Source organism: Pseudomonas sp. NFACC45, assembly GCF_900113505.1.
GTDB classification, from domain to species: Bacteria; Pseudomonadota; Gammaproteobacteria; order Pseudomonadales; family Pseudomonadaceae; genus Aquipseudomonas; species Aquipseudomonas tehranensis.
Map to the genome: position 1 here is coordinate 134174 of NZ_FOPO01000001.1, position 22468 is coordinate 156641.

At 60.3% G+C, this 22468-nt stretch carries 16 protein-coding genes and 2 tRNA genes; 2 read left to right on the forward strand and 16 right to left on the reverse strand.

Going from position 1 to position 22468, the window contains the following annotated elements; translation table 11 throughout:
* Nucleotides 1–86: 86 nt before the first annotated feature.
* The 15 genes from BM132_RS00610 to rnr form a co-directional block, all read right to left on the reverse strand.
* Nucleotides 87–980 (reverse strand): transglutaminase family protein, encoded by an 894-nt coding sequence (locus BM132_RS00610; RefSeq protein ID WP_092395774.1) that lies wholly within the window; start codon nucleotides 978–980, stop codon nucleotides 87–89.
* Nucleotides 980–3466: a circularly permuted type 2 ATP-grasp protein gene (locus tag BM132_RS00615; protein ID WP_092452334.1), complete on the reverse strand. Its 2487-nt coding sequence runs from the start codon at nucleotides 3464–3466 to the stop codon at nucleotides 980–982. Before BM132_RS00615 ends, BM132_RS00610 begins: the two co-directional genes overlap by 1 nt.
* Nucleotides 3467–3654: 188 nt before the next feature.
* A complete protein-coding gene (locus BM132_RS00620) occupies nucleotides 3655–6945 on the reverse strand; it encodes a transglutaminase family protein (protein ID WP_092452337.1) in 3291 nt (1096 codons plus the stop codon).
* A gap of 175 nt (nucleotides 6946–7120) precedes the next feature.
* Nucleotides 7121–7582 (reverse strand): hypothetical protein, encoded by a 462-nt coding sequence (locus BM132_RS00625; protein WP_092452340.1) that lies wholly within the window; start codon nucleotides 7580–7582, stop codon nucleotides 7121–7123.
* On the reverse strand, nucleotides 7583–8044 hold the full coding sequence (locus tag BM132_RS00630) for a hypothetical protein (RefSeq protein WP_092452343.1): 462 nt from the start codon (nucleotides 8042–8044) through the stop codon (nucleotides 7583–7585).
* A complete protein-coding gene (locus BM132_RS00635) occupies nucleotides 8044–8448 on the reverse strand; it encodes a DUF1614 domain-containing protein (protein WP_177218129.1) in 405 nt (134 codons plus the stop codon). The genes BM132_RS00630 and BM132_RS00635 overlap by 1 nt, the downstream gene beginning before the upstream one ends.
* A gap of 50 nt (nucleotides 8449–8498) precedes the next feature.
* The gene (locus BM132_RS00640) at nucleotides 8499–9419 is read right to left on the reverse strand and encodes an Ssp4 family T6SS effector (protein WP_092452349.1); all 921 of its coding nucleotides are present in this window, start codon (nucleotides 9417–9419) and stop codon (nucleotides 8499–8501) included.
* A 359-nt stretch (nucleotides 9420–9778) separates the two neighbouring features.
* The gene (locus BM132_RS00645; protein WP_092395764.1) at nucleotides 9779–12079 is read right to left on the reverse strand and encodes a YgiQ family radical SAM protein; all 2301 of its coding nucleotides are present in this window, start codon (nucleotides 12077–12079) and stop codon (nucleotides 9779–9781) included.
* Nucleotides 12080–12314: 235 nt separating this feature from the next.
* A complete protein-coding gene (gene dnaB / locus BM132_RS00650) occupies nucleotides 12315–13712 on the reverse strand; it encodes a replicative DNA helicase (RefSeq protein ID WP_027911801.1) in 1398 nt (465 codons plus the stop codon).
* A gap of 136 nt (nucleotides 13713–13848) precedes the next feature.
* The gene (gene rplI / locus BM132_RS00655) at nucleotides 13849–14295 is read right to left on the reverse strand and encodes a 50S ribosomal protein L9 (protein ID WP_047227319.1); all 447 of its coding nucleotides are present in this window, start codon (nucleotides 14293–14295) and stop codon (nucleotides 13849–13851) included.
* Nucleotides 14296–14313: 18 nt separating this feature from the next.
* Nucleotides 14314–15207 carry a YybS family protein gene (locus tag BM132_RS00660; RefSeq protein ID WP_047227318.1) on the reverse strand — a complete coding sequence of 298 codons (894 nt, stop codon included), beginning with the start codon at nucleotides 15205–15207 and terminating at the stop codon, nucleotides 14314–14316.
* Between the two features lie 36 nt (nucleotides 15208–15243).
* Nucleotides 15244–15474: a 30S ribosomal protein S18 gene (gene rpsR, locus BM132_RS00665; protein WP_002551829.1), complete on the reverse strand. Its 231-nt coding sequence runs from the start codon at nucleotides 15472–15474 to the stop codon at nucleotides 15244–15246.
* 28 nt (nucleotides 15475–15502) lie between these two features.
* The gene (rpsF, locus tag BM132_RS00670) at nucleotides 15503–15931 is read right to left on the reverse strand and encodes a 30S ribosomal protein S6 (protein WP_003186395.1); all 429 of its coding nucleotides are present in this window, start codon (nucleotides 15929–15931) and stop codon (nucleotides 15503–15505) included.
* Between the two features lie 305 nt (nucleotides 15932–16236).
* A complete protein-coding gene (gene rlmB / locus BM132_RS00675) occupies nucleotides 16237–16998 on the reverse strand; it encodes a 23S rRNA (guanosine(2251)-2'-O)-methyltransferase RlmB (protein WP_092395762.1) in 762 nt (253 codons plus the stop codon).
* Nucleotides 16995–19613, reverse strand: coding sequence for a ribonuclease R (gene rnr / locus BM132_RS00680; RefSeq protein WP_092452352.1), 2619 nt, complete (start codon nucleotides 19611–19613; stop codon nucleotides 16995–16997). The genes rlmB and rnr overlap by 4 nt, the downstream gene beginning before the upstream one ends.
* A gap of 226 nt (nucleotides 19614–19839) precedes the next feature.
* Here rnr and BM132_RS00685 point away from each other — a divergent pair.
* Both BM132_RS00685 and BM132_RS00690 read left to right on the forward strand, forming a co-directional pair.
* Nucleotides 19840–19926, forward strand: a tRNA-Leu gene (locus BM132_RS00685).
* 175 nt (nucleotides 19927–20101) lie between these two features.
* Nucleotides 20102–20188, forward strand: a tRNA-Leu gene (locus BM132_RS00690).
* A 215-nt stretch (nucleotides 20189–20403) separates the two neighbouring features.
* On the opposite strand, the gene BM132_RS00695 is transcribed toward BM132_RS00690, so the two are convergent.
* A complete protein-coding gene (locus tag BM132_RS00695; protein ID WP_092452355.1) occupies nucleotides 20404–22338 on the reverse strand; it encodes a methyl-accepting chemotaxis protein in 1935 nt (644 codons plus the stop codon).
* Nucleotides 22339–22468 lie beyond the last annotated feature (130 nt).

Below are 22468 nucleotides of genomic sequence, written 5' to 3' on the forward strand. Positions count from 1 at the left end.
CGATCCGGCCCCCCGGTTCTGTGTCCAGGGCCGGCAGCCTCGCTGCCGGCCCTCACAGCCCAGCCCGTTCCCACACCGGGATCTGTTTACGATTCAAGCGGCATCACCGTCACCCGCACTTCGGGGTCATGATCCCCGCCGCCCAGAATCACTCCTCGCAACGGCGACACATCGGAAAAATCCCGGCCCCAGGCCAATGTGATGTGTTCCAGCGCCGGCTGCACGTTGTTGGTCGGGTCGAAATCCACCCAGCCCAGCACCGGGCAAAACACCGAGATCCAGGCGTGCGAGGCATCGGCACCGATCAACCGTGGCTGGCCCGGCGGTGGTTGAGTCAGCAGGTAGCCACTGACGTAACGCGCCGCCAACCCTCGGGAGCGCACGCAGGCCAGCATCAGGTGGGCAAAATCCTGGCACACGCCCCGCCGCCGCTCCAACACCTCCACCAGCGGCGTTGCCACCTGGGTGGCTTCAGCATCGAAGGTGAACTCTTCGAATATCTTTTCCATCAGCGCCCGCACGCCGAGCATCAATGGGCGCCCCGGCGCGAAACAGCTTTCGGAAAACTCGACGAAGCTGCGCTTGAGGTGCACATAGGGTGACTCGAAACGATAGCGGCAGGCATCCAGTAAGGGAGCAGCCAGTGGCCGGCCGCTGTAGGTCAACGCATGACAGGTTGACTCCCAGGCGGGGGACAAACTGAAGTCCAGCACAGGACGCGCCAACACTTCCACGCTCAGACGCGCGTTGACCAGCAACTCGTCATGGGGCCGTTCGAACGCCAGGCGGGTCAGTGGGTTGCCGAACACATCCAGCTCATCGCGGCGGGTCGTCGGCTCCGGGCTGATCAACAACTGCTGCTCGGTGCAACGCTGCCACTCACAGGGGCGCGGCCACAGATGAGCAAGCTGCTGGGCCAGGGATACCGGGCTGTCGTAATGGTAGTGGGTGTCGTGGAAAATCTGGTAACGAGCGCTCATCAGACGGACACCGTGCGCTGGCTGACGTCATCGACGTGAGCGAAATGACGCAAGGCCAGGCGATCGGACACCTGGCCGCTGACATCGGCCACTTCCTGCAACAGATCGGCCAAGCCATCGAGGGCTGCGCGCAGGCTGGCCTCGCCAAACAGCGGATTCTCCAGGCAACGCAGGTCAAAGCATGACAAGCGTGCGACCAGCTCTGGCAAGGCGGTTTCCCTGGGCGCGCCGAAGTCATCGTTCAAGCGCTTGAGGGTACGGGCCACCAGTTTCAACTGGAAGAGCACCGCGTGAGGGTTTTGTTCGTCCAGCAACAGCAGGTCAAGCACCGGGATCAACTGAGCCACCGCCAGGTAACGCGAACGATAGGTGATGCTGCTGTTGCCCAGCTCCAGCAGCCAGTCCAGTCCGGCCTGGTCGAACACCGCATCACCGCGCAGGAACGCCGCCAGGCTGCTGCTGAGAAATTGCAGGCGCTCCAGGCGACGACCGATCATCAGGAAACGCCAGCCCTCGTCGCGGGTCATGTCGTCCAAAGCGAACCCGGACAACGCCGCCAGGGACATCACCAAACGGTTGAGAAAATCCAGCAACTCACCGAAATCCGGCTCCGCGGTTTCCAGCTCCATGGCTTCGCGCTGCAACTCCACCAGTGCCTGCCAGTTCTCCCGGGACAGCTTGCCGCGAACCTGGGAGGCCGCCCACTGCAATCGCTGCAGGTTGGAACGCAGGCTGAACGACCAATCGTCCCCCAACAACGCCGCCAGCAGTCGCTCGGGCAGCTCGCCCTCCTCTGGCAACAGCATCAGGCTTTCCCCCAGGGACACCGCCGACTGCAGCGCTTGCGGGTCGTCGCCATCGACATAGCGCGCCAGCATGATCCGCAGCAGCCGCGCGCTGTCGTCACAGCGCTCGCAGTAGCGACCGAACCAGAACAGGTTTTCCACGACGCGGGACGGCAGGTAGGGATCACGTCGAACCAGATCGTGGACGCCCACGGTTCGCTGGGCCTTCCATTGTTCGCCACTGGGCGCCTGTTCTCCCAGGACCCAAGTGTCCTTGCTGGCGCCGCCTCGCTGCATCGATACCACTTCGGCGTCGGCCTCGGCCGCCACGCGGGTCAGGCCGCCCGGCAGCACCCGATAGTCATCCTCCCCGGAAACGGCATACACGCGCATGCCGATGGCCCGCGGCTGAAGCTGACCGTCTTCGGCCTGCCAGACCGGTGCCTGGGACAGCTGCGCCAGTTCCTGGGCGACATAGGCGTAGGGACGCGCCTGCATGCGCGCCGCCAGAAGTGCACGCTGTTGTTCGTTCAGGTCGCGCCCCAATACCGGGCTGAAGCTTTGGGAAGGAAACGCCGGTTTGATCAGCAAATGCGGTAGTTTTTCCAAGGCCTGGGCCAGGACCGGCGGCTCACCGCACCACCAGGTGGCGATGGACGGCAGCAGCAATTCCTCACCGAACAGAAACTGGCTGATCTTGGGCAAAAAGCCCAACAGGCCCGGTGATTCCAGCACGCCGCTGCCCAAGGCATTGGCCACCAGCACCCGGCCCTGACGCACCGCCTCCAGCAACCCCGGTACGCCCAGGGCCGAATCGGTGCGCAGCTCCAGCGGGTCGCAGAAATCATCGTCGAGCCGGCGCATGATGGCGTGGACCCGTCGTAGCCCGCTCAGGGTCTTGAGGTAAACCGTGGCGTCGCGAACTGTCAGGTCGCTGCCTTCCACCAGCGGATAGCCCAGCTGGCGCGCCAGGTAAAGGTGTTCGAAATAGCTTTCGTTGAACCGCCCGGGCGTCAACAGCACCACCAGCGGCGACTCGCCATCGCTGGGGGCCTGACGCGCAAGGGTCTGCTGCAAGGTGCGGAAGAAACCGGCCAGGTGCTTGACCTTCAGGTCACGATACAAGTCGGGAAAGGCCCGGGAGACGATCATGCGATTTTCCAGCGCATACCCGGCCCCCGACGGCGCCTGGGTCCGATCCGCCGTGACCCACCAGCGACCGTCGGGCGCACGGGCCAGGTCTACGGCATACAGGTGCAGGAAAATGCCGTCCGGCGGCGTGATGCCCTGACACGGCCAGAGAAAATTGTTGTGCCCGAACACCAGTTCCGCCGGCAGCAGCCCCTCACTGATCAGCCGCTGCGGCCCGTACAGGTCGGCCAGCACCGCATTGAGCAGACGTGCACGCTGGGCGATGCCCGCCGACAGTTGCTTCCACTCCTGCGCATCGATCACATGGGGCAGCAGGTCCAGCTCCCACGGCCGGTCGGCGCCCTTCGGGTCCGCATAGACGTTGTAAGTGACACCGTTTTCCTGGATCTGCCGGGCCAACAGTGCCTGACGCTGGAGCAGTTGGGCCGGCGTACTGCGCTGCAAATGGTCGAGCAGGCGGCGCCAGTGCTCGCGCACCGCGCCGCTGTCGTCCAACAGTTCGTGATAGGTGCCCGTCGTCAGCGGGTAACGGTCAAGCAGGTCAGGCATGGAAAGCTCGGCAGACAGCAATGAAACGTGAGACTAGCGCAAGCGCATGACGCCCGGATAGGTGGAAGATTGTGACAAGGCGCTGGGGGTGCCCTGTAGGAGCTGCCGGAGGCTGCGATCTTTTGATCTTTCGCTTGGGACTCAAGTGTCTGGGGGAAAGATCGCAGCCTCGTTGAACTCGACAGCGCCTACATTGAAGCCCCTGGAAAACGTCGCAGATCGAGCGTGAGGGGAAACTCGTCATCCACTGCCAGGTGGGGTATCGGAAGTTTCCCTGGCGTGTGCCCAAGACGGAAAAAACGCGCCATTCGCCGACTTTCAGCCTCGTTGGCATTCACCGGCAGGCTGTCGTAGTTGCGTCCGCCCGGATGGGCCACATGGTACTGGCAGCCACCCACTGAACGTTGCGTCCAGGTGTCGAGCAGATCGAAGACCAGCGGCGCGTGGACCGGGATGGTCGGTTGCAGGCAGTTGGCCGGTTGCCAGGCACGAAAACGTACCCCGGCGACGAATTCGCCAACCCGCCCGGTGGCTTGAAGCGGCACCGGTATACCGTTGCAGGTCAGCAGATAGCGTTGCGGCGCCAGGCCGCTGAGTTTGACCTGCAAACGTTCAAGAGAAGAGTCCACATACCGCACGGTGCCACCCACCGAGCCCTCCTCCCCCAGCACATGCCAGGGTTCAAGGGCCTGACGCAATTGCAGTTCGATGCCGCTGACCGCGTAATCGCCCACCTTGGGAAAACGAAACTCCAGGTGCGCTGCGAACCACTCGGCCCGCAGCGGGTAACCGGCGGCGTTCAGTTCATTGATGACGTCGGCAAAATCCTGTTCGATAAAATGCGGCAACAGGAAGCGGTCATGCAGCTCAGTCCCCCAGCGCGCCAGTTTCGCGGGCGCATAGGGTTCACGCCAGAACCGCGCCACCAGCGCCCGCAGCAATAGCTGCTGGGCCAGGCTCATACGGGCGTGGGGCGGCATTTCAAAAGCCCGCAGTTCCAATAGACCGAGACGCCCGGTGGCGCCGTCCGGCGAATAGAGTTTGTCGATGCAAAATTCGGCACGATGGGTGTTGCCGGTCACGTCGATCAACAGGTTGCGCAACAGCCGATCAACCAGCCAGGGCGGACACTCTTCGCCAGCCTGCGGCATTTGTGCGAAGGCAATTTCCAGCTCATACAACGCATCGTTGCGCGCTTCGTCCACCCGCGGTGCCTGGGACGTCGGGCCGATGAACAAGCCGGAAAACAGGTAGGACAGCGACGGGTGGTTATGCCAGTAGCTGATGAGACTGCGCAGCAGGTCAGGACGCCGTAGAAAGGGGGAATCCGCCGGAGTCGCGCCCCCCAGTACGAAATGGTTACCGCCACCGGTGCCGGTGTGCCGACCGTCGATCATGAATTTCTCGGTGGTCAGCCGGGTCTGTCGCGCCTCTTCGTAAAGAAACTCGGTGCGCTCGACCAGTTCATCCCAGGTCGCGGACGGCTGCACGTTCACCTCGATCACGCCCGGATCGGGGGTGATGCGAAAGTTACTCAGACGCGGGTCGCTCGGTGGCTCATAGCCTTCCAACAGTACCGGGCAATGCAGCTCCTCGGCTGTCGCCTCGATGGCGCTGACCAGCTCCAGATAATCCTCGACCCGCTCCAGGGGCGGCATGAACAGGTACAAGCGCCCCTCGCGAGCCTCGGCACAAAACGCCGTGCGGGTCAGCCAGTCGGCGGATTCGTCAATCTGTGGGGCACGATCCTGCTCGGTTGCAGGCTCACCGTGACGGGCCAGGTGTTCGGCGTCGGGCAGCGCCGCCAGGTCCTGGTTCGGGTCGGTGGGATGAATGAAAGGGTATTCGGCCGCTGTCACCCATGGCTGGGAAGCCAATGGCAGGCGATAACCCAGGGGCGAATCCCCCGGTACCAACCGGCAGTGACTATCGCGCAGGTACCATCGACCGCTTTGCCATTGATCGCCCTTGGCGGTACGCGCCAGCGGCAGGACCTGCCCGATCACTTTGTCCAGGCCCTGACTGAAGACCTTGCGCAACCGTTCCCGCTCCAAAGCATCTTCCAGGCGTGGGTCCTGGGCCGTGACGTTCGATGGCAATGCACCTTCGCGCCAGAGGTAATAGAAATTGTCCTCGTAGGCTGGGAACACGAATCGCGCAGGAATTTTCAAACGCTCGGCAACGCTGGTCAGAAAGCGCCCGGCCATTTCGCCGTCGGCGCCGTAGTCCTGCTGCTCGTCGGCGATCAACGCGCTGTTGTGCCAGATCGGCACCCCGTCACGCCGCCAATAGCAGTTGAGCGACCAGCGCGGCAACTGCTCACCGGGGTACCACTTGCCTTGGCCAAAATGCACAAGCCCCTGGGGCGCATAATGCTTGCGCATGCGCTGGAACAGCTCGGCGGAGAGGCGACGTTTGTCCGGCCCCAGCGCCGCGGTGTTCCATTCGGCGCCGTCCGGGTCATCGATCGAGACAAAGGTCGGTTCGCCCCCCATGGTCAGGCGAACATCGCCTTCCAGCAGGTCGGCATCAATTTTCCGGCCCAACGCCTGAATCGCCAGCCACTGCTCTTCGGTGTAGGGCTTTGTGACCCGTGGCGCTTCCCAGATCCGCTCGACGGACATTTCGTGGCTGAATTCGCACTCGCACGGTTCCACCAAGCCACTGATGGGCGCCGCCGAGGACGGATCGGGACTACAGGCCAACGGGATATGCCCTTCACCAGCGAACAACCCGGACGTCGCATCCAGGCCGATCCAGCCGGCACCGGGCAGGTAGACCTCGCACCAGGCATGCAAGTCGGTGAAATCCACCTCGGTGCCGGACGGACCGTCGAGGCTTTTCACATCGGCGGTCAACTGGATCAGGTAGCCGGAAACGAACCGCGCGGCCAGGCCGAGGTTGCGCAACAACTGCACCAGCAACCAGGCCGAGTCGCGGCAGGAACCGGACGCATGCTCCAGGGTGTGCTCCGGGGTCTGGACGCCCGGCTCCATACGGATCAGGTAGTTGATGTCTTCGCTCAGGCGCTGGTTGAGCGCCACCAGGAAATCCACCGCCGGCAACGGCGTGCGGTCGATGCCGTCCAGATAGGCCTGGAATCTCGGCGTCAACGGCAGGGTTTCAAGGTAAGGCGCCAACTCCTTGCGCTCGTCGGCGGCATAGGTGAACGGGATTTTTTCCGCGTAGGGTTCCAGGAAAAAGTCGAACGGATTGAACACCGCCATTTCCGCCAGCAGATCGACTTCAATGCGCAGCTCCCGGGTTTTCTCGGGAAACACCAACCGCGCCAGGTAATTGCCCTGGGGATCCTGCTGCCAGTTGATGAAATGCTGATCGGGCGCGACCTTCAGCGCATAAGAAAGAATCCGCGTGCGGCTGTGGGCCGCCGGGCGCAGGCGAACGATCTGCGGACCGAGCTCGACAGCGCGGTCGTACCGGTAATGCGTGACATGGTGCAATGCGACGTGAATCGACACGACGTACCTCCTGCAAGCCTGGGCGTTATCGAAAGCGGCGCAAGACTTATGCCATGCAGGCAGGCCCGACACTTTCTTCGTCTACTCACGGCAGTAGAGCACTAAAAGCGCGCGATGCTCGCATTCGGGTGCAAAGGTAAGCACATAAATGTAGCAGCGGTGGTAGCGAATCGACTCAACGCCGTGAGCGGCGGGCTCTGGCGGACTGGATAAAGAGTTCGCGTTGGCGGCGGACTTCGACCAGCTTGCTGCGCATTTCGCGGTGACGTTTGCTGTTGAGCAGTAGCAGCCCGAGCAATGGAAAGAACAGACCTGCCGCATAAACGAATCGATTCGGGCGATAACCAATAGTCGGCAAGACACACAACAGACAGGCCACAAAGAGCCCGGCAAACACCCAGACCCAACCCGCTCTGCCGCGCGCGACCATAAAGTTGCTATGGACCAGAACCAACGTACAAATAGCAATGCATACAGCGGAAATTTTCGCTTGGCTCGACAACGTAGCGCGCACAAAAAAACTGTCGAGAAGAGCAAAGAGCGCCAGTAAACACGATATTTTCGCCACGAATATCGTCGCGATGAAGGTCGGAAAGTAGCGCTTCATAAAATGGATGAAAGTCGGATAGTTTTCCACCTAGCGTCCTTTTCTTTTCTTCTGCAGACGGACGGCAGACCTCATCGCCATACGCTCCTCGCGCAACTCCAACAACTTTTGGCGCATCTCTCGATGGCGCTTGCTGTTGAGCAATAGCAGCCCCAGCAACGGAAACAACAACCCAGTCACATAGGCGACGGGATGCGGCTTGTAGCCGTAGGTGGGGAGGACAGTGAAGAGACAAGCCAGATAGAACACAACGATGGCACGAACACCCCATGACCGCCCCCTGATCATGACGAAATGACTCAACGCCAAGAGCAGAGAGAGGATCAGCGCAATCAGAAAAGAATATTTGGCCCGTTCGGGATCACCTCGAAAGTAAGTACTGGAGACTAATGAAATTGAAGCGGAAACCGCGAAACAGGCTAGAAAAAAGGCGCAGATGAAGGTCGGAAAATAATGAGCAAGGAAAGTGTTCAATGAATATTGGCGATTCATTATTTCTTTCTCTGACCATTCAGTTCTTTCTTTAACACTTCACGTCGATGACGGATCTCCACCAGCCGGCTACGCATCTCCCTATGTCGTTTGCTGTTGAGTACCAGCAAACCTAATAGCGGAAACATCACAGCCAAAACATAGATGACCTTATGCGGACGGTCCACTATGGTGGGCAATACGCCCAGCAGGCATAAAACCAGAACGGCGACCACTCCCCACACCCACAGTGGCCTTCCGCGCACCACCATGAAATTGCAGTGCACCACCACCAAGGTGACCGCCGCGCCCCCCAGAACTGACCAAGTCGCTTGCTCGTCGATTGAAGCACCGGAGAAATAGGAAGCTGTCACCAAGGGAATAGCACAACCCAAAGAGAACAATGCCGCGAAAATGCCGCCCATGAAGGTCGGAAAGTAATGCGCCAGAAAACGAGGCAGACTCAAATCTTCCACTACTCCTCCAACTCTTCGTATAAGCCAACGGCTATAGTTTTGACATTGCCCGACAAGCTACTACCAGTCAGGCCTATCGCTGCACCCAAGGAGTCCTTGATCTGAGTAACCGTAGCGTGTTTCAACTGAGTCGGAGTGAAGCGCTTTGGCAACCCACCGGCAAGTTGCTTGAGCTTGAGCATCTTTGGCGTCAGCCGGGGATCATTGATGCTCAACAACTCTTTGGTCAGCTTTGATCGCTCCTGTCGAGTCAGCCCACGCAAGACTTCACGCAGGCTTTTACCTGTACTGGCCTTGGTCACCTTCACAAGTTTTATGGTGGTTAAGGTAGAAGCCCCTACGCCCAGCAAAGAGGCAGCATCCAGACCCATCGAAGCGTATTGGTACCACTCCTCACTGTCCAACTTGTCATTGATCTGCGGATTAGTCACTTCTGCCACCGTGCGGATAACACCGACACCACATTGCACCGAACTAGCAGTCGCGGCGGCATAACCCAAAGCCACCACCACAGAGCTGGCCCCGGCACTGAAGGGAACCGCAACCGACCCACTGAGCACGACAATCCAACCCAACACCGCTCCAGCGCAGGACAAGGTGGTATTGATCGCCTCTCCTACCAGACGCGATTGCCGAGGATTGTCCTGCACCTGCTGGGCAAATTGCGCCGGTGCGATGTACTTCTGCGCCTCGTGCAAGATGATCCGCTTGGGCTTGATACTGCAAATCGGCTTGAACTCGCGCAGGGTCACCACGTTGAATTCCGCATCGATATACACCACGCCCGCGCCGACGATACTGGGATCGGCGTCGATGGCAGCGAACAGGCGCGGCAGGTTGATCTGGCTTTCGATGCGTTGACGGGCCATGAACTGGGAGGGGCTGTAGTCCATGCCGATACCCGGTAACGGGGTGCTCATATGAATCGTCCTTGAAAATCCGAGGGTGAGAACTGTATTGCCTGTGTGGCCGTGAGTGCGGGCAAGCCGGGGTCTCACAAAGCCAACGCTGGCATCTGTGGCGAGGGAGCTTGCTCCCGCTGGGCTGCGAAGCAGCCCCAAATAAACCGAGGTAATCTCCCAGGCAGACCGTGTCAGCCGGTTTTACGACGGCTTCGCCGCCGAGCGGGAGCAAGCTCCCTCGCCACAAAAGCGGTGTTTAGCTCTATTGCCCGGAACTGCCTGGCATTGGCGGGCGCCACGATAGCAAACGAGTAGCACCGCCGCTAGAAAGCAAAACGCCAGCATCTAAGCTGGCGTTTTGCGATGTTGCACGACGATTAGCGCGGCACGACAGGCTTGCGTGCAGGCTTGGGCCCTTTGCCCTTGGCGGCGTCCTTGCGTTCCTTGGCGGCCTGCTGGTTGCGGGCGAATGCCGCAGCCTTGGCCTGCTCGCGCTTGTCCCACGGGTTGCCGCCGTCGCTGGCGCGCGGTGGCAGGCCGGTGTGCTGAGTCAGGATCTTGGTCGTTTCCTTGCCCACCTTGTGGCTGCCAGCCGGCGTCGAGTTTTTGCGCCGGGCACTCTGATAGCTGTCGGTGGCCGGCTGGTGCAACGGGATCAACTGGTTCTTGCCCGGCCCGATCAGGTCGGCGCGGCCCATGCGGGTCAGCGCTTCGCGCAGCATCGGCCAGCCCTTGGGGTCGTGATAACGCAGGAAGGCCTTGTGCAGGCGGCGCTGCTCCTCGCTCTTGACGATGGTCACCGCGTCGCTCTTGTAGGTGACCTTGCGCAGCGGGTTCTTGCCCGAATGGTACATGGCCGTGGCGGTGGCCATCGGCGACGGATAGAACGCCTGCACCTGGTCGGCCCGGAAACCGTTGCCCTTGAGCCACAGTGCCAGGTTCATCATGTCTTCGTCGGTGGTGCCCGGGTGGGCGGCGATGAAGTACGGAATCAGGTACTGCTCTTTGCCGGCTTCCTTGGTGTACTTCTCGAACATCCGCTTGAATTTGTCATAGCTGCCGATGCCCGGTTTCATCATCTGGTTGAGCGGACCTTCCTCGGTATGTTCCGGGGCGATCTTCAGGTAACCACCCACGTGGTGGGTTACCAGTTCCTTGACGTATTCCGGCGACTCGACCGCCAGGTCGTAACGCAGGCCGGAGGCAATCAGGATCTTCTTCACCCCAGGCAATGCGCGGGCGCTGCGGTACAGCTGGATCAGTGAAGAATGATCGGTATTGAGATTCGGGCAGATACCGGGGAACACACAGGACGGCTTGCGGCAGGCGGATTCGATTTCCGGGCTCTTGCAGGCAATGCGGTACATGTTCGCGGTCGGGCCACCAAGGTCGGAAATGACGCCGGTGAAGCCCGGGACCTTGTCGCGGATCTCTTCAATCTCGCGAATGATCGATTCTTCAGAGCGGTTCTGAATGATCCGGCCTTCGTGCTCGGTGATCGAGCAGAAGGTGCAGCCACCAAAGCAGCCACGCATGATGTTCACCGAGAAACGGATCATCTCGTAGGCCGGGATCTTTTCCTTGCCATACGCCGGGTGTGGAACACGGGCGTAAGGCATGCCAAACACGTAATCCATTTCCTCGGTGGTCATCGGAATGGGCGGCGGATTGAACCAGACATCGACTTCACCATGCTTCTGCACCAGCGCACGGGCGTTGCCCGGGTTGGTTTCCAAGTGCAGCACGCGGTTGGCGTGAGCATAGAGCACCGCGTCGCCACGAACCTTTTCCACCGACGGCAGACGAATCACTGTCTTGTCGCGGGTCATGCGCGGGCTTGCCAGGATCTGTACGACCTTGGCTTCGCTCGGGTCCTCAACCGGCCCCTTCTCTTGCTCGATGGCGCAGGCCTGGGTGTCCTGGGTGTTCACGTACGGGTTGATGATCTTGTCGATCTTGCCCGGACGGTCAATGCGCGTGGAATCGACTTCGTACCAGCCTTGCGGGGTGTCACGGCGGATGAAGGCCGTGCCGCGCACGTCGGTAATGTCTTCGATCTTATGGCCGTAAGACAGACGCTGGGCGACCTCGACAATCGCCCGCTCGGCGTTGCCGTAGAGCAGGATGTCGGCGCAGGCATCGATCAGGATCGAGTTGCGCACGCGGTCCTGCCAGTAATCGTAATGGGCGATACGGCGCAGGGACGCTTCGATACCGCCGAGCACGATCGGCACATGCTTGTAGGCTTCCTTGCAGCGCTGGCTGTAGACCAGGCTCGCGCGGTCCGGCCGCTTGCCCGCCATGCCACCCGGGGTATAGGCGTCATCGGAACGGATTTTCTTGTCGGCGGTGTAGCGGTTGATCATCGAGTCCATGTTGCCGGCCGCGACGCCAAAAAACAGGTTCGGCTCGCCAAGCTTCATGAAGTCGTCTTTGGACTGCCAGTTCGGTTGGGCAATGATCCCGACACGAAAGCCTTGGGCTTCCAGCAGCCGACCGATGATCGCCATGCCGAACGACGGGTGATCGACGTAGGCATCACCGGTCACGATGATGATGTCGCACGAATCCCAGCCGAGCTGATCCATCTCCTCCCTGCTCATGGGCAGGAACGGCGCCGGGCCGAAACATTCGGCCCAGTACTTGGGATAGTCAAATAACGGCTTGGCTGCTTGCATGTCGATGACCGGTATAGAAGATGAAAAATCGCGGGCGCGAAATATAGCACAAAATTTGACCAATTCCGACGGTTATGGTCGGAAATTGGTCATTACAGCCCGTGCAGAGAAAGCGAGTTCTGTAGGAGCTGGCGAAGCCTGCGATCTTTTGACCTTTCGCTTTCGACTCAACTGGCAGTGGAAAGATCGCAGTCTCGCTGCACTCGCCAGCTCCTACAGGACATTGTCGAACGGGCTATTCATCGTCATCAAAATTGTAGCTACCCGGCGCCAGGTTTTCGAAGCGTGTGTACTTGCCGATAAAGGCCAGGCGGATGAAGCCGATCGGGCCGTTCCGCTGCTTGCCGATGATGATTTCGGCGATGCCCTTGTGTTCCGTCTCCGGGTGATACACCTCGTCACGGTAGACGAACATGATCACGTCGGCGTCCTGCTCGATCGCTCCGGATTCACGCAAGTCGGAGTTCACCGGGCGTTTGTTGGGGCGCTGTTCCAGGGAACGGTTCAACTGGGAGAGCGCCACCACCGGGCAGTTGAATTCCTTGGCCAGGGCCTTGAGGGAACGGGAAATCTCGGAAATCTCGTTGGTCCGGTTGTCGCCGCTGGAGCCCGGAATCTGCATCAACTGCAGGTAGTCGATCATGATCAGCGCGATATCACCGTGCTCACGCACCAGACGACGGGTTCGGGCACGCATTTCCGAGGGGCTGATACCGGCAGTGTCGTCGATGAACAGCTTGCGGTCGTTGAGCAGGTTGACCGCCGAAGTCAGGCGCGGCCAGTCATCATCTTCCAGTTGGCCGGAACGGACCTTGGTCTGGTCGATACGCCCCAGAGAGGAGAGCATACGCATGATCAGCGATTCACCTGGCATCTCCAGGGAGTACACCAGAACGGCCTTGTCACTGCGCAATACGGCGTTTTCCACCAGGTTCATCGCAAAGGTGGTCTTACCCATGGACGGACGGCCGGCGACGATGATCAGGTCTGATGGCTGCAGACCGCTGGTCTTCTCATCAAGGTCGGTGTAGCCGGTGGACAGGCCGGTGATGGCGTTATCGGTGTTGAACAGGGTGTCGATGCGGTCGATGGCCTTGGTCAGCAGATCGTTGACGCTGACCGGACCACCGGTTTTTGGCCGGGCCTCGGCGATCTGGAAGATTTGCCGTTCCGCTTCGTCGAGGATCTCGGCAGCGGTTCGGCCTTCCGGGTTGAAGGCGCTGTCAGCGATTTCGGTGCTGATACCGATCAATTGGCGCAAAGTCGCCCGTTCACGCACGATCTGGGCATAGGCCTTGATGTTGGCGACAGACGGCGTGTTTTTTGCCAGCTCACCCAGGTAACCGAGACCGCCAACCTGAGAAGTCTGACCTTCCTTGTCCAATTGCTCGGCGAGGGTCACCACGTCGATCGGCATGTTCTGATCGGCCAATCGTGCAATGGCACGGAAAATCAGGCGGTGGTCATGTCGGTAGAAATCGCCGTCGGATACTTGATCGAGCACGCGTTCCCAGGCGTTGTTGTCCAGCATCAGACCACCGAGCACCGCCTGTTCGGCCTCGATGGAGTGCGGAGGCACCTTCAGGGCAGCGGTTTGCAGATCGTATTGCTCGGGAGCGGTGATTTCGTTCATGGCCACTTGATTCTTTTGGAAACGCAGGGGGTTTTGAAAATCAGCAATTGCAGAAAGACAAAGGGCACGACCTGTAAACAGGATCGTGCCCGATGTTACCGACTAGTACCCGAGGGTGCCAGCCGACAGGTATTGCTTAAGCTGCTACCACGACAACGCGTACGGTGGCTTCAACTTCGGCGTGCAGGTGCACGGCTACGTCGAATTCGCCTACGTTGCGGATGGTGCCGTTCGGCAGACGAACTTCGCTCTTCGACACTTCAACGCCAGAGGCGGTCAGTGCGTCAGCGATGTCGTGAGTACCGATCGAACCGAACAGCTTGCCTTCGTCGCCAGCGGTGGCAGTGATGGTCACTTCCAGCTCGGCCAGTTGGGCAGCACGGCTTTCAGCCGAGGTCTTACGGTCTGCTGCGGCTTTTTCCAGCTCAGCGCGACGCTCTTCGAACGCGGCCAGGTTGGCAGCGGTCGCAGCGGTAGCTTTGCCGTAAGGCAGCAGGTAGTTACGGCCGTAACCGGCCTTAACGTTTACTTTGTCACCCAGGTTGCCCAGGTTGGTGACTTTTTCCAGAAGGATCAGTTGCATGTGAAAATCCTCTAACTTTTAACCTTCACCGTTCGCGTTGTCGGCGTCTTTCGGCGCCATACGACCGCGAAAATCAATCAGGCTGTCGACGATGGCCAGGACCACCAGCAACGGATAGATCAGCTGCATGAACAGCAACAACGTGACGTACAACCCCACCAGCCAGAACCTGGCCAGTCGCTTTTGCGCCACCAGCCCGTGAATCAGGGCCAGAGCAGCAAATACCAGCGGTACGCTGCACAACGGCGTGAGCATGGCCATCTGCGGACCGAAGTTCGGTCCCAGAAGCATGCCCGCCAGCAGCAACATCGCCAGCCCAAGCGGGAAACGGATGGCGCGAAATTCGCGACCAAAACCACCCGGGTTGTACAACAACGCCTGCCAGTAGCGCCCGATAATCAGGCTCAGCACACTGACGATTTGTAACAAGGCCGCAATCAGGCCGGTCAGGACCGGTGCGATCAGGGACGCGAAACGCGCTTGCTCCTCTACCGACATCTGCTGGTAGAGATCACCGAGGGCCTCGGGCAGGATTTTTATCAAAGCCTGCGACAACATCTCGATCTGGGGCGCGAAAGCCACCCCGAGCACCACTGAAAACACCACTCCCATCGCTATGCTGACCAGCAGCACGCGGTTCCAGGATTCACTAGCGCGCAACACCAACGCCAGCGCCGAAGACCCCAGCAGCACCATCAGTGCCCGCGGGTCAGCGGAATACAGCCACCAGAGCAAAGCCGGCAGCAGTCCCAGAGCAAGTACGCCAAGGGCGTCCTTCAATCCGCGCCGCAGGAGTACAAGACTCACCGCGGCAGCACCCAACCAATACAACAACGGCAATGCCGCGCATCCAGCCACTACCAGAGTGGCCTGCATACGACCGCGCATGATGAACTCAGCTAAGGCGCGCATGCATTCAATCCTTTGCTACGTGTCGACTGCCCGGTCTCAGCGGCCGTGGCTGTCGGTGTAGGCCAGCAGGGCCAGGAAGCGGGCGCGCTTGATAGCGGTGGCCAGCTGACGCTGATAACGAGCTTTGGTACCGGTGATACGGCTTGGAACGATTTTGCCGGTCTCGGATACGTAGGCTTTCAGAGTGTTGAGATCTTTGTAATCGATCTCTTTCACGTCTTCAGCGGTGAAGCGGCAGAATTTACGACGACGGAAGAAACGTGCCATGTGATTGGCTCCTTAAAAGGTCCGTGGATTACTCGTCAGCGTTATCGCTGTTGTCGCTGTCGCTATCGCTGTCATCGCCATCGGCGCTGTCAGAGTGCTCAGGACGGTCGCGACGCTCACGGCGCTCACTGCGGTTTTCTTCAGCCTTGAGCATCTCGGATTGGCCGGTGACGGCTTCTTCGCGACGGATGACCAGGTTACGGATCACTGCATCGTTGTAGCGGAAGTTGTCTTCCAGCTCAGCCAAGGCCTTGCCGGTGCATTCAACGTTCAGCATCACGTAGTGAGCCTTGTGAACATTGTTGATTGCATAGGCCAGTTGACGACGGCCCCAATCTTCCAGACGGTGGATTTTGCCGCCGTCTTCTTCGATCAGCTTGGTGTAACGCTCAACCATGCCGCCGACTTGCTCGCTTTGATCCGGGTGGACCAAAAAGATGATTTCGTAATGACGCATGAATGCTCCTTACGGGTTGTAGCCTGCCGCTCAAAAACGGTCAGACAAGGAGTGAATGACACTTATGGACTTGTGGACGCTAGACACATAAGTGCCTGCCATCACAGCAAGGGGCGCAATTGTAGAGAAGGGCCGAGGGCGGCGCAAGGTGATTGGTGATTATTTGAACAACCACCGCTCTTACGAAGCTGAACAGCGTAGGAGCTGCCGAAGGCTGCGATCTTTTGCTCTTTCTTTCGCTCAAGACTCAAATAGCTTGGAAAGATCGCAGCCTCGTTGCACTCGTCAGCTCCTACAAGGGTATGTCAGGGCTTTTTGGCGGCTGCTTTCACGCCACGCTGGCGCTGGGCCTCGAACAGGCACACGCCGGTCGCGACCGAAACGTTGAGGCTGCTGACACTGCCGGCCATCGGCAGCTTGACCAGGTAGTCGCAGTGCTCGCGGGTCAGGCGGCGCATGCCCTTGCCTTCAGCCCCCATGATCAGGATGGTCGGGCCCGTCAGGTCCTGGTCATAAATGCTGACCTCGGCCTCGCCCGCCGTGCCGACCACCCACAGACCGCGCTGCTGGAGTTTTTCCAGGGTACGCGCCAGGTTGGTCACGGCTACCAGCGGGATCACTTCCGCCGCGCCGCAGGCGACTTTACGCACCACCGGCGTCAACGTCGCCGACTTGTCTTTAGGCACGATCACCGCCAATGCACCGGCCGCATCGGCCGAACGCAGGCAAGCGCCAAGGTTGTGAGGATCGGTCACGCCGTCCAGCACCAGCAGCAGAGGTGCGCCTTCGGTGCGATCGAGCAACTCGTCGAGCATCGCTTCGCCCCAGACCTGGCTCGGGCTGACCTCGGCCACCACACCCTGGTGCACACCTTCGACCCAAGCATCCATTTCCCGCCGCTCGGCCTGGCCGACCGCTACGCGATTCTCGCCAGCCAGCTCGATCAGGGTCTGGACCCGCGGATCACTGCGGCCTTCAGCCAGCCAGATTTGCTTGACCCGCTTGGGATGGTGACGCAGCAATGCTTCCACGGCATGCACACCGTAGATTTTTTCCAACTGACTCATGACTTGGCCTTGGGTTTACGCGCCCCGCCGCTCTTGGCTGGGGCCGAGCCCGCTTTTGGCGGGCCTTTACGGTGTTTGCTCGGCTTGCCGGTCGCCTTGTCCGGCGCCGACCGTCCGGTCTTTCCCCCAGACGGCGCTTTACCGCCGCTCTTGGCTTCGGCCAGCAACGCCTGTTTCATCTCACGACTTCTGCGCAGCTCGGCGTTTTTCGCCGCCGCATCGCTCGGTCGATAGGCCTCGACGGCCTTTTCCTTGGCCGGACCGCGACGCCCGGATTTGGCCGCAGCAGGCTCGGCGGCGGTCTTGGCCGCAGGCGCAGAGGCTTCAGTGCCGCGCTTCTTGCGACCAATCGGCGCGCTGATGGTTTTTTCCGCCATCTCGAAGTCGATCTTGCGCTCGTCGAGATCAACGCGCATGACCCGCACTTCGACCGTATCGCCAAGACGGAAGCTGCGACCGGTACGCTCACCCGCCAAGCGGTGATGCACCGGGTCGAAGTGGTAGTAATCACCCGGCAGCGCGGTGACGTGCACCAGGCCTTCGACGTAGATGTCGGTCAGCTCGACGAACAGGCCAAAACCGGTCACGGCTGTGATCACGCCCGGGAACGACTCACCCACGCGATCTTTCATGAACTCGCACTTGAGCCAGTTCACTACGTCGCGAGTCGCTTCATCGGCACGGCGCTCGCTCATCGAGCATTGCTCGCCGAGTTGCTCCAGGGCCGCCTCGTCGTACGGATAGATGCGCGCTTTGGGAATGGTCATCGCACCGGCCCGCTTGACGTGCGGGGTGTTCATCTTCGAGTGGATCACGCTGCGGATCGCCCGATGCGTGAGCAAGTCAGGGTAGCGACGGATCGGCGACGTGAAGTGGGTGTAGGCTTCGTAATTCAGGCCGAAGTGACCTTGGTTATCGGCGCTGTATACCGCCTGGCTCAACGAACGCAGCATCACGGTCTGGATCAGATGGAAATCCGGGCGATCCTTGATACCGGCCAGCAGGGCCTGGTAATCCTTGGGCGACGGACCATCCTTGCCTTTGTGCAAGGACAGGCCGAGCTCACCGAGGAAGGCGCGCAGTTTTTCCAGGCGTTCCGGCGGCGGGCCATCGTGGACCCGGTACAGCGCAGGAATCTCGTGCTTCTTCAGGAATTCAGCAGTAGCCACGTTGGCGGCCAGCATGCATTCCTCGATCAGCTTGTGGGCATCGTTGCGCACCGTCGGACGAATCTCGGCGATCTTGCGCTCGGAGCCGAAGATGATCCGGGTTTCCTGGGTTTCGAAATCGATCGCGCCACGCACGTGACGGGCCGCCAGCAGCACTTTGTAGAGCGAGTACAGCTCTTTGAGATGCGGCACGACATCGGTGTATTCGCCACGAAGCTTGCGCGACTCGGCAAGTTTCGGGGTTTCCAGCATCGCGCTGACCTTGTTGTAGGTCAGGCGGGCGTGAGAATGGATCACCGCCTCGTAAAAGCAGTAATCGGTCATCTCGCCGGATTTGGAGATGGTCATCTCGCAAACCATGGCCAGGCGATCAACGTGAGGATTGAGCGAGCACAAGCCGTTGGACAGTTGCTCTGGCAGCATCGGTACGACGCGCTCGGGGAAGTACACCGAGTTGCCGCGCACCTGGGCTTCGGCGTCCAGCGCCGAGCCGAGTTTCACGTAGCTGGAAACGTCGGCAATTGCCACGTACAACTTCCAGCCGCCGGAGAACAGGCGCAATTTGCCCGGCCGGGCTTCGCAGAAGACCGCATCGTCGAAATCCCGGGCGTCTTCGCCGTCGATGGTGACAAACGGCAAGTGGCGCAGGTCGATGCGCTTCTCTTTGTCTTTCTCTTCGACTTCAGGCTTGAGCTTGGCGGCTTCTTTGAGGACCGCTTCGGGCCAGACATGGGGAATGTCGTAGGTGCGCAAGGCAACATCGATTTCCATGCCCGGCGCCATGTAGTTACCGACCACTTCCACCACATCGCCCTGGGGCTGGAAGCGCGGGGTTGGCCAGTGGGTGATTTTCACCTCGACGAACTGACCGACCTTGGCGTTGGCATTGCGGCCCGGGGTGACCAGCACTTCCTGCTGGATCTTCGGGTTATCGGCGACGACAAAACCGATGCCGCCTTCTTCAAAGTAACGGCCGACAATGCTTTCGTGGGCACGAGACACCACTTCGACGATCACGCCTTCACGGCGGCCGCGGCGGTCCAGGCCGGAAACCCGGGCCAGGGCCCGGTCACCGTCGAACACCAGACGCATCTGCGCCGGGCTCATGAACAGATCGTCGCTGCCGTCGTCCGGGATCAGGAAGCCGAAACCGTCACGGTGACCGGCGATGCGGCCCAGGATCAGGTCAAGCTTGTCCACGGGCGCATAGGTGCCACGCCGGGTATAGATCAACTGCGCATCGCGCTCCATGGCGCGCAGACGGCGGCGCAGGGCTTCGAGCTGGTCTTCGGTGGTCAGACCGAACTCTTCGACCAGTTGCTCGCGGCTAGCAGGCGAACCCCGATCGGCGAGATGCGCCAGGATCAGTTCGCGGCTAGGAATAGGGTTTTCGTATTTTTCCGCTTCACGAGCGGCCTCGGGATCGAGGGACTGCCAATCGGCCATTAGAGAGTTTTCACCTTGTCTATATGCGGGTTAGTTTGGCATAGGCGTAATGAAACGGGAAATTTCAAGCGCCTGATGCCTTTTTCTGAAGTCTTTTGACCCCTTTTGAAGCCCGGAAATGCACCGCTCGTGAAATTTACCGGTTTTTTTCTCGGGAGGGGTTTACAGTTAAAAACACGCTCCGTATAGTGCGCGCCATCGACGACGTACACACGTTGCCGATACTGCCCAGATGGTGAAATTGGTAGACACGCCAGCTTCAGGTGCTGGTGACCGCAAGGTCGTGGAAGTTCGAGTCTTCTTCTGGGCACCAATTTCGAGCGACAGATCAACGATCTGCCAGCTCCCCAAAAACCCGCGAAAGCGGGTTTTTGCATTTTCGGCCCCGGGAATCTGACTGGTAATTACTAAAACAAAAACAGGGGTTTACAGATCAAAACTCGCTCCGTATAGTGCGCCACATCGACAGCGGCAACGCTGAAGATGCTGCCCAGATGGTGAAATTGGTAGACACGCCAGCTTCAGGTGCTGGTGACCGCAAGGTCGTGGAAGTTCGAGTCTTCTTCTGGGCACCAATTCAAGCTTCAAGGTTACGGCCTTGAACTCACTTAAACCCGCGAAAGCGGGTTTTTGCGTTTCTGGGCACTTGGATTTATGGCTGGAGCCTTGGAACCGCTATCGCGAGCAGGCTCGCTCCCACAATGGATCGCAATGAACACAAATGCTGTGAACACCTCGAAACCCACTGTGGGAGCGAGCCTGCTCGCGATAAGGCAGACCAGTTACCCTATCAAGCCCTGAACTGCCCCAGGCTCGCCTTCAATTGCGCCGCCAGACTGTCGAGCACTTTGCCACTGGCCGTGGTCTCGACCACAGCCTGAGCCGCTTTCTCGGCCTGGGCATGAATGGTTTCCACCCGCCCACGCACCGCCTGCGCACCTTGCGCCTGGTGAGCCGCCGCCTGCGTGGCCAGACCGATGGCCGCATGCACCTGCTCTACAGAGGTCTGTACCGACTGCTGTAAGCGCGCGCTGTCACGCAACACCAACAACCCCTCGCTGGCCTGACGCCCAGCCTGGCCGATGGCGGCCACCGCCTCGCGAGCGCCCTGCTGCAGCGCGACGATATGAGCCTGGATGTCGCCGGTCGAACTCTGCGTCTTGCTTGCCAGCGCCCGCACCTCGTCGGCAACCACTGCGAACCCGCGCCCGGTTTCCCCGGCCCGCGCCGCTTCGATGGCCGCGTTCAAGGCCAGCAGGTTGGTTTGCTCGGCAATGCCGTGAATGACCGTGAGCACCACTTCGATCTGCTCGCTCTGTTGAGCCAGCCGCTCGATGACTTTCGCCCCGGTGTCGACCTGCCCGGCCAGCGCCTCAATCAAACCACCGACCTTGGCCGATGTACGGGTGTTTTCGTCGGTGGCCTTGCGAATCTCCACCACCTGCTGCAAGGCAGCCTGCATCGCCTGGCTTTCCGATTGCGCTTCGTCGGCCATTTGCGACAACGCTCGCAAGCTCTCGGCCACTTCATCACGCTGCATTCCGGCCGCCGCATCGGCGCCGGAATTGCGCAAGGTCATTGCGCCGATCTCCACACCGGTGCGCTGGGCCACGTCTCCCGCCTCCCGCACGATGGGCTGCAACTTATCCACAAAACGATTGACCGCCGAGGCCATCTCGCCGATTTCGTCCTTGCTGCTGATTTGCACGCGCTTGGTCAGGTCGCCCTCACCCGCCGCCAGATCGTTCATCGCGGCAATCAACAGCTTCAAACGATTGACCACTCGCCGCCCCAACACCACAGCCAGCAACACCAGCACGCCAAACCCCACCAGCGCCAGACCCAGGCCGATCCGCCAGCGCAAAGTGCCCGCAGCATCCTGTACGGTGGTGGCGGTGTTGGCCTGCATTTGCGTCGCGGTGGACTGGGCCGATTCCAGGCGCCCGCGCATTGCCGTGGCGCTGTCAGCTGCGGCCCCCTTGAGGCTATCGCCCACCAACTGGTCACCACTGGCGATCAAGGCCGAGAAGCGCTGGTCCAACGCTTTCAGGTCAGCCTCAACGGAGGCCGTGGAAACGCCCATCAACACCTTGCCGATCTCTACGCCGTTGGGGTTGATCGAGGCCTCAAGGTAATACACCGAAGGGTCGTTCTTGGCCGCGTCCAACACCTTGTCCAGCGCCCGATCGCCCTGGCCTTTCTCCAGCAAAGCCTTGTTGATCGGGTTCTCCCGATTCAGGTAACGAGTCAGGTGCTGGCCGGTGGCGTCGTCATAAATGACGAAGAGTACGTTGGGATTGCGCTGGGCCCGACGGGCAAACTCGGAGAGGGCCGGCACGTCGCTGTCCCACATGGCGCGGGGCGCGACCGAAGCCAGGAGTTGCGCCATATCATTGGCAGAATCCTTGAGCGATTTTTCCAGCGTCGCCCGCAACTGTGCCTGTTCATCCTTCAGCCGCGCAGACAAACCGGCGGTGAGGCGCTGACGAGTGCTGGTCGACAAGCTGTCCAGGCTCGACGTCACTTCACGCCCGGCCTGCTCCAGTTCACCAGACAACTTCTGACTGTCGCCGCCGAGCCGAGCCTCCAGATCAGCCTCCAGCGCAGTGACCGTGCTTCGCGTCAGCGCGACAGCGACCAGCACCTGCACCAAAAGGGCGACACCGAGGGTAACGAACACCGGCCGCAACAGGCGGCTTTGTAACAATGAGAGAACGGCCGACACAGGGAATCCCTCTACTAACGCCATTAATTTGATGGCACTTCACAAGAAGCACTTATTATTCATGGTGTGTAGCAAGTGTCGTGCCGCCTGGCAGTCAGAAACGACAAAGGACCCGATGAGGGTCCTTTGC

Excerpts from the sequence above, each read along its gene's own strand:
- BM132_RS00645 (WP_092395764.1), bottom strand. The coding sequence starts at position 12,079 with ATGCAAGCAGCCAAGCCGTTATTTGACTATCCCAAGTACTGGGCCGAA.
- BM132_RS00630 (WP_092452343.1), bottom strand. The coding sequence starts at position 8,044 with ATGAATCGCCAATATTCATTGAACACTTTCCTTGCTCATTATTTTCCG.
- rlmB (WP_092395762.1), bottom strand. The coding sequence starts at position 16,998 with ATGAGTCAGTTGGAAAAAATCTACGGTGTGCATGCCGTGGAAGCATTG.
- BM132_RS00660 (WP_047227318.1), bottom strand. The coding sequence starts at position 15,207 with ATGCGCGCCTTAGCTGAGTTCATCATGCGCGGTCGTATGCAGGCCACT.
- rpsR (WP_002551829.1), bottom strand. The coding sequence starts at position 15,474 with ATGGCACGTTTCTTCCGTCGTCGTAAATTCTGCCGCTTCACCGCTGAA.
- BM132_RS00610 (WP_092395774.1), bottom strand. The coding sequence starts at position 980 with ATGAGCGCTCGTTACCAGATTTTCCACGACACCCACTACCATTACGAC.
- BM132_RS00640 (WP_092452349.1), bottom strand. The coding sequence starts at position 9,419 with ATGAGCACCCCGTTACCGGGTATCGGCATGGACTACAGCCCCTCCCAG.
- dnaB (WP_027911801.1), bottom strand. The coding sequence starts at position 13,712 with ATGAACGAAATCACCGCTCCCGAGCAATACGATCTGCAAACCGCTGCC.
- BM132_RS00615 (WP_092452334.1), bottom strand. The coding sequence starts at position 3,466 with ATGCCTGACCTGCTTGACCGTTACCCGCTGACGACGGGCACCTATCAC.
- BM132_RS00635 (WP_177218129.1), bottom strand. The coding sequence starts at position 8,448 with ATGGGCGGCATTTTCGCGGCATTGTTCTCTTTGGGTTGTGCTATTCCC.
- rpsF (WP_003186395.1), bottom strand. The coding sequence starts at position 15,931 with ATGCGTCATTACGAAATCATCTTTTTGGTCCACCCGGATCAAAGCGAG.
- rplI (WP_047227319.1), bottom strand. The coding sequence starts at position 14,295 with ATGCAACTGATCCTTCTGGAAAAAGTCACCAACCTGGGCAACCTGGGT.
- rnr (WP_092452352.1), bottom strand. The coding sequence starts at position 19,613 with ATGGCCGATTGGCAGTCCCTCGATCCCGAGGCCGCTCGTGAAGCGGAA.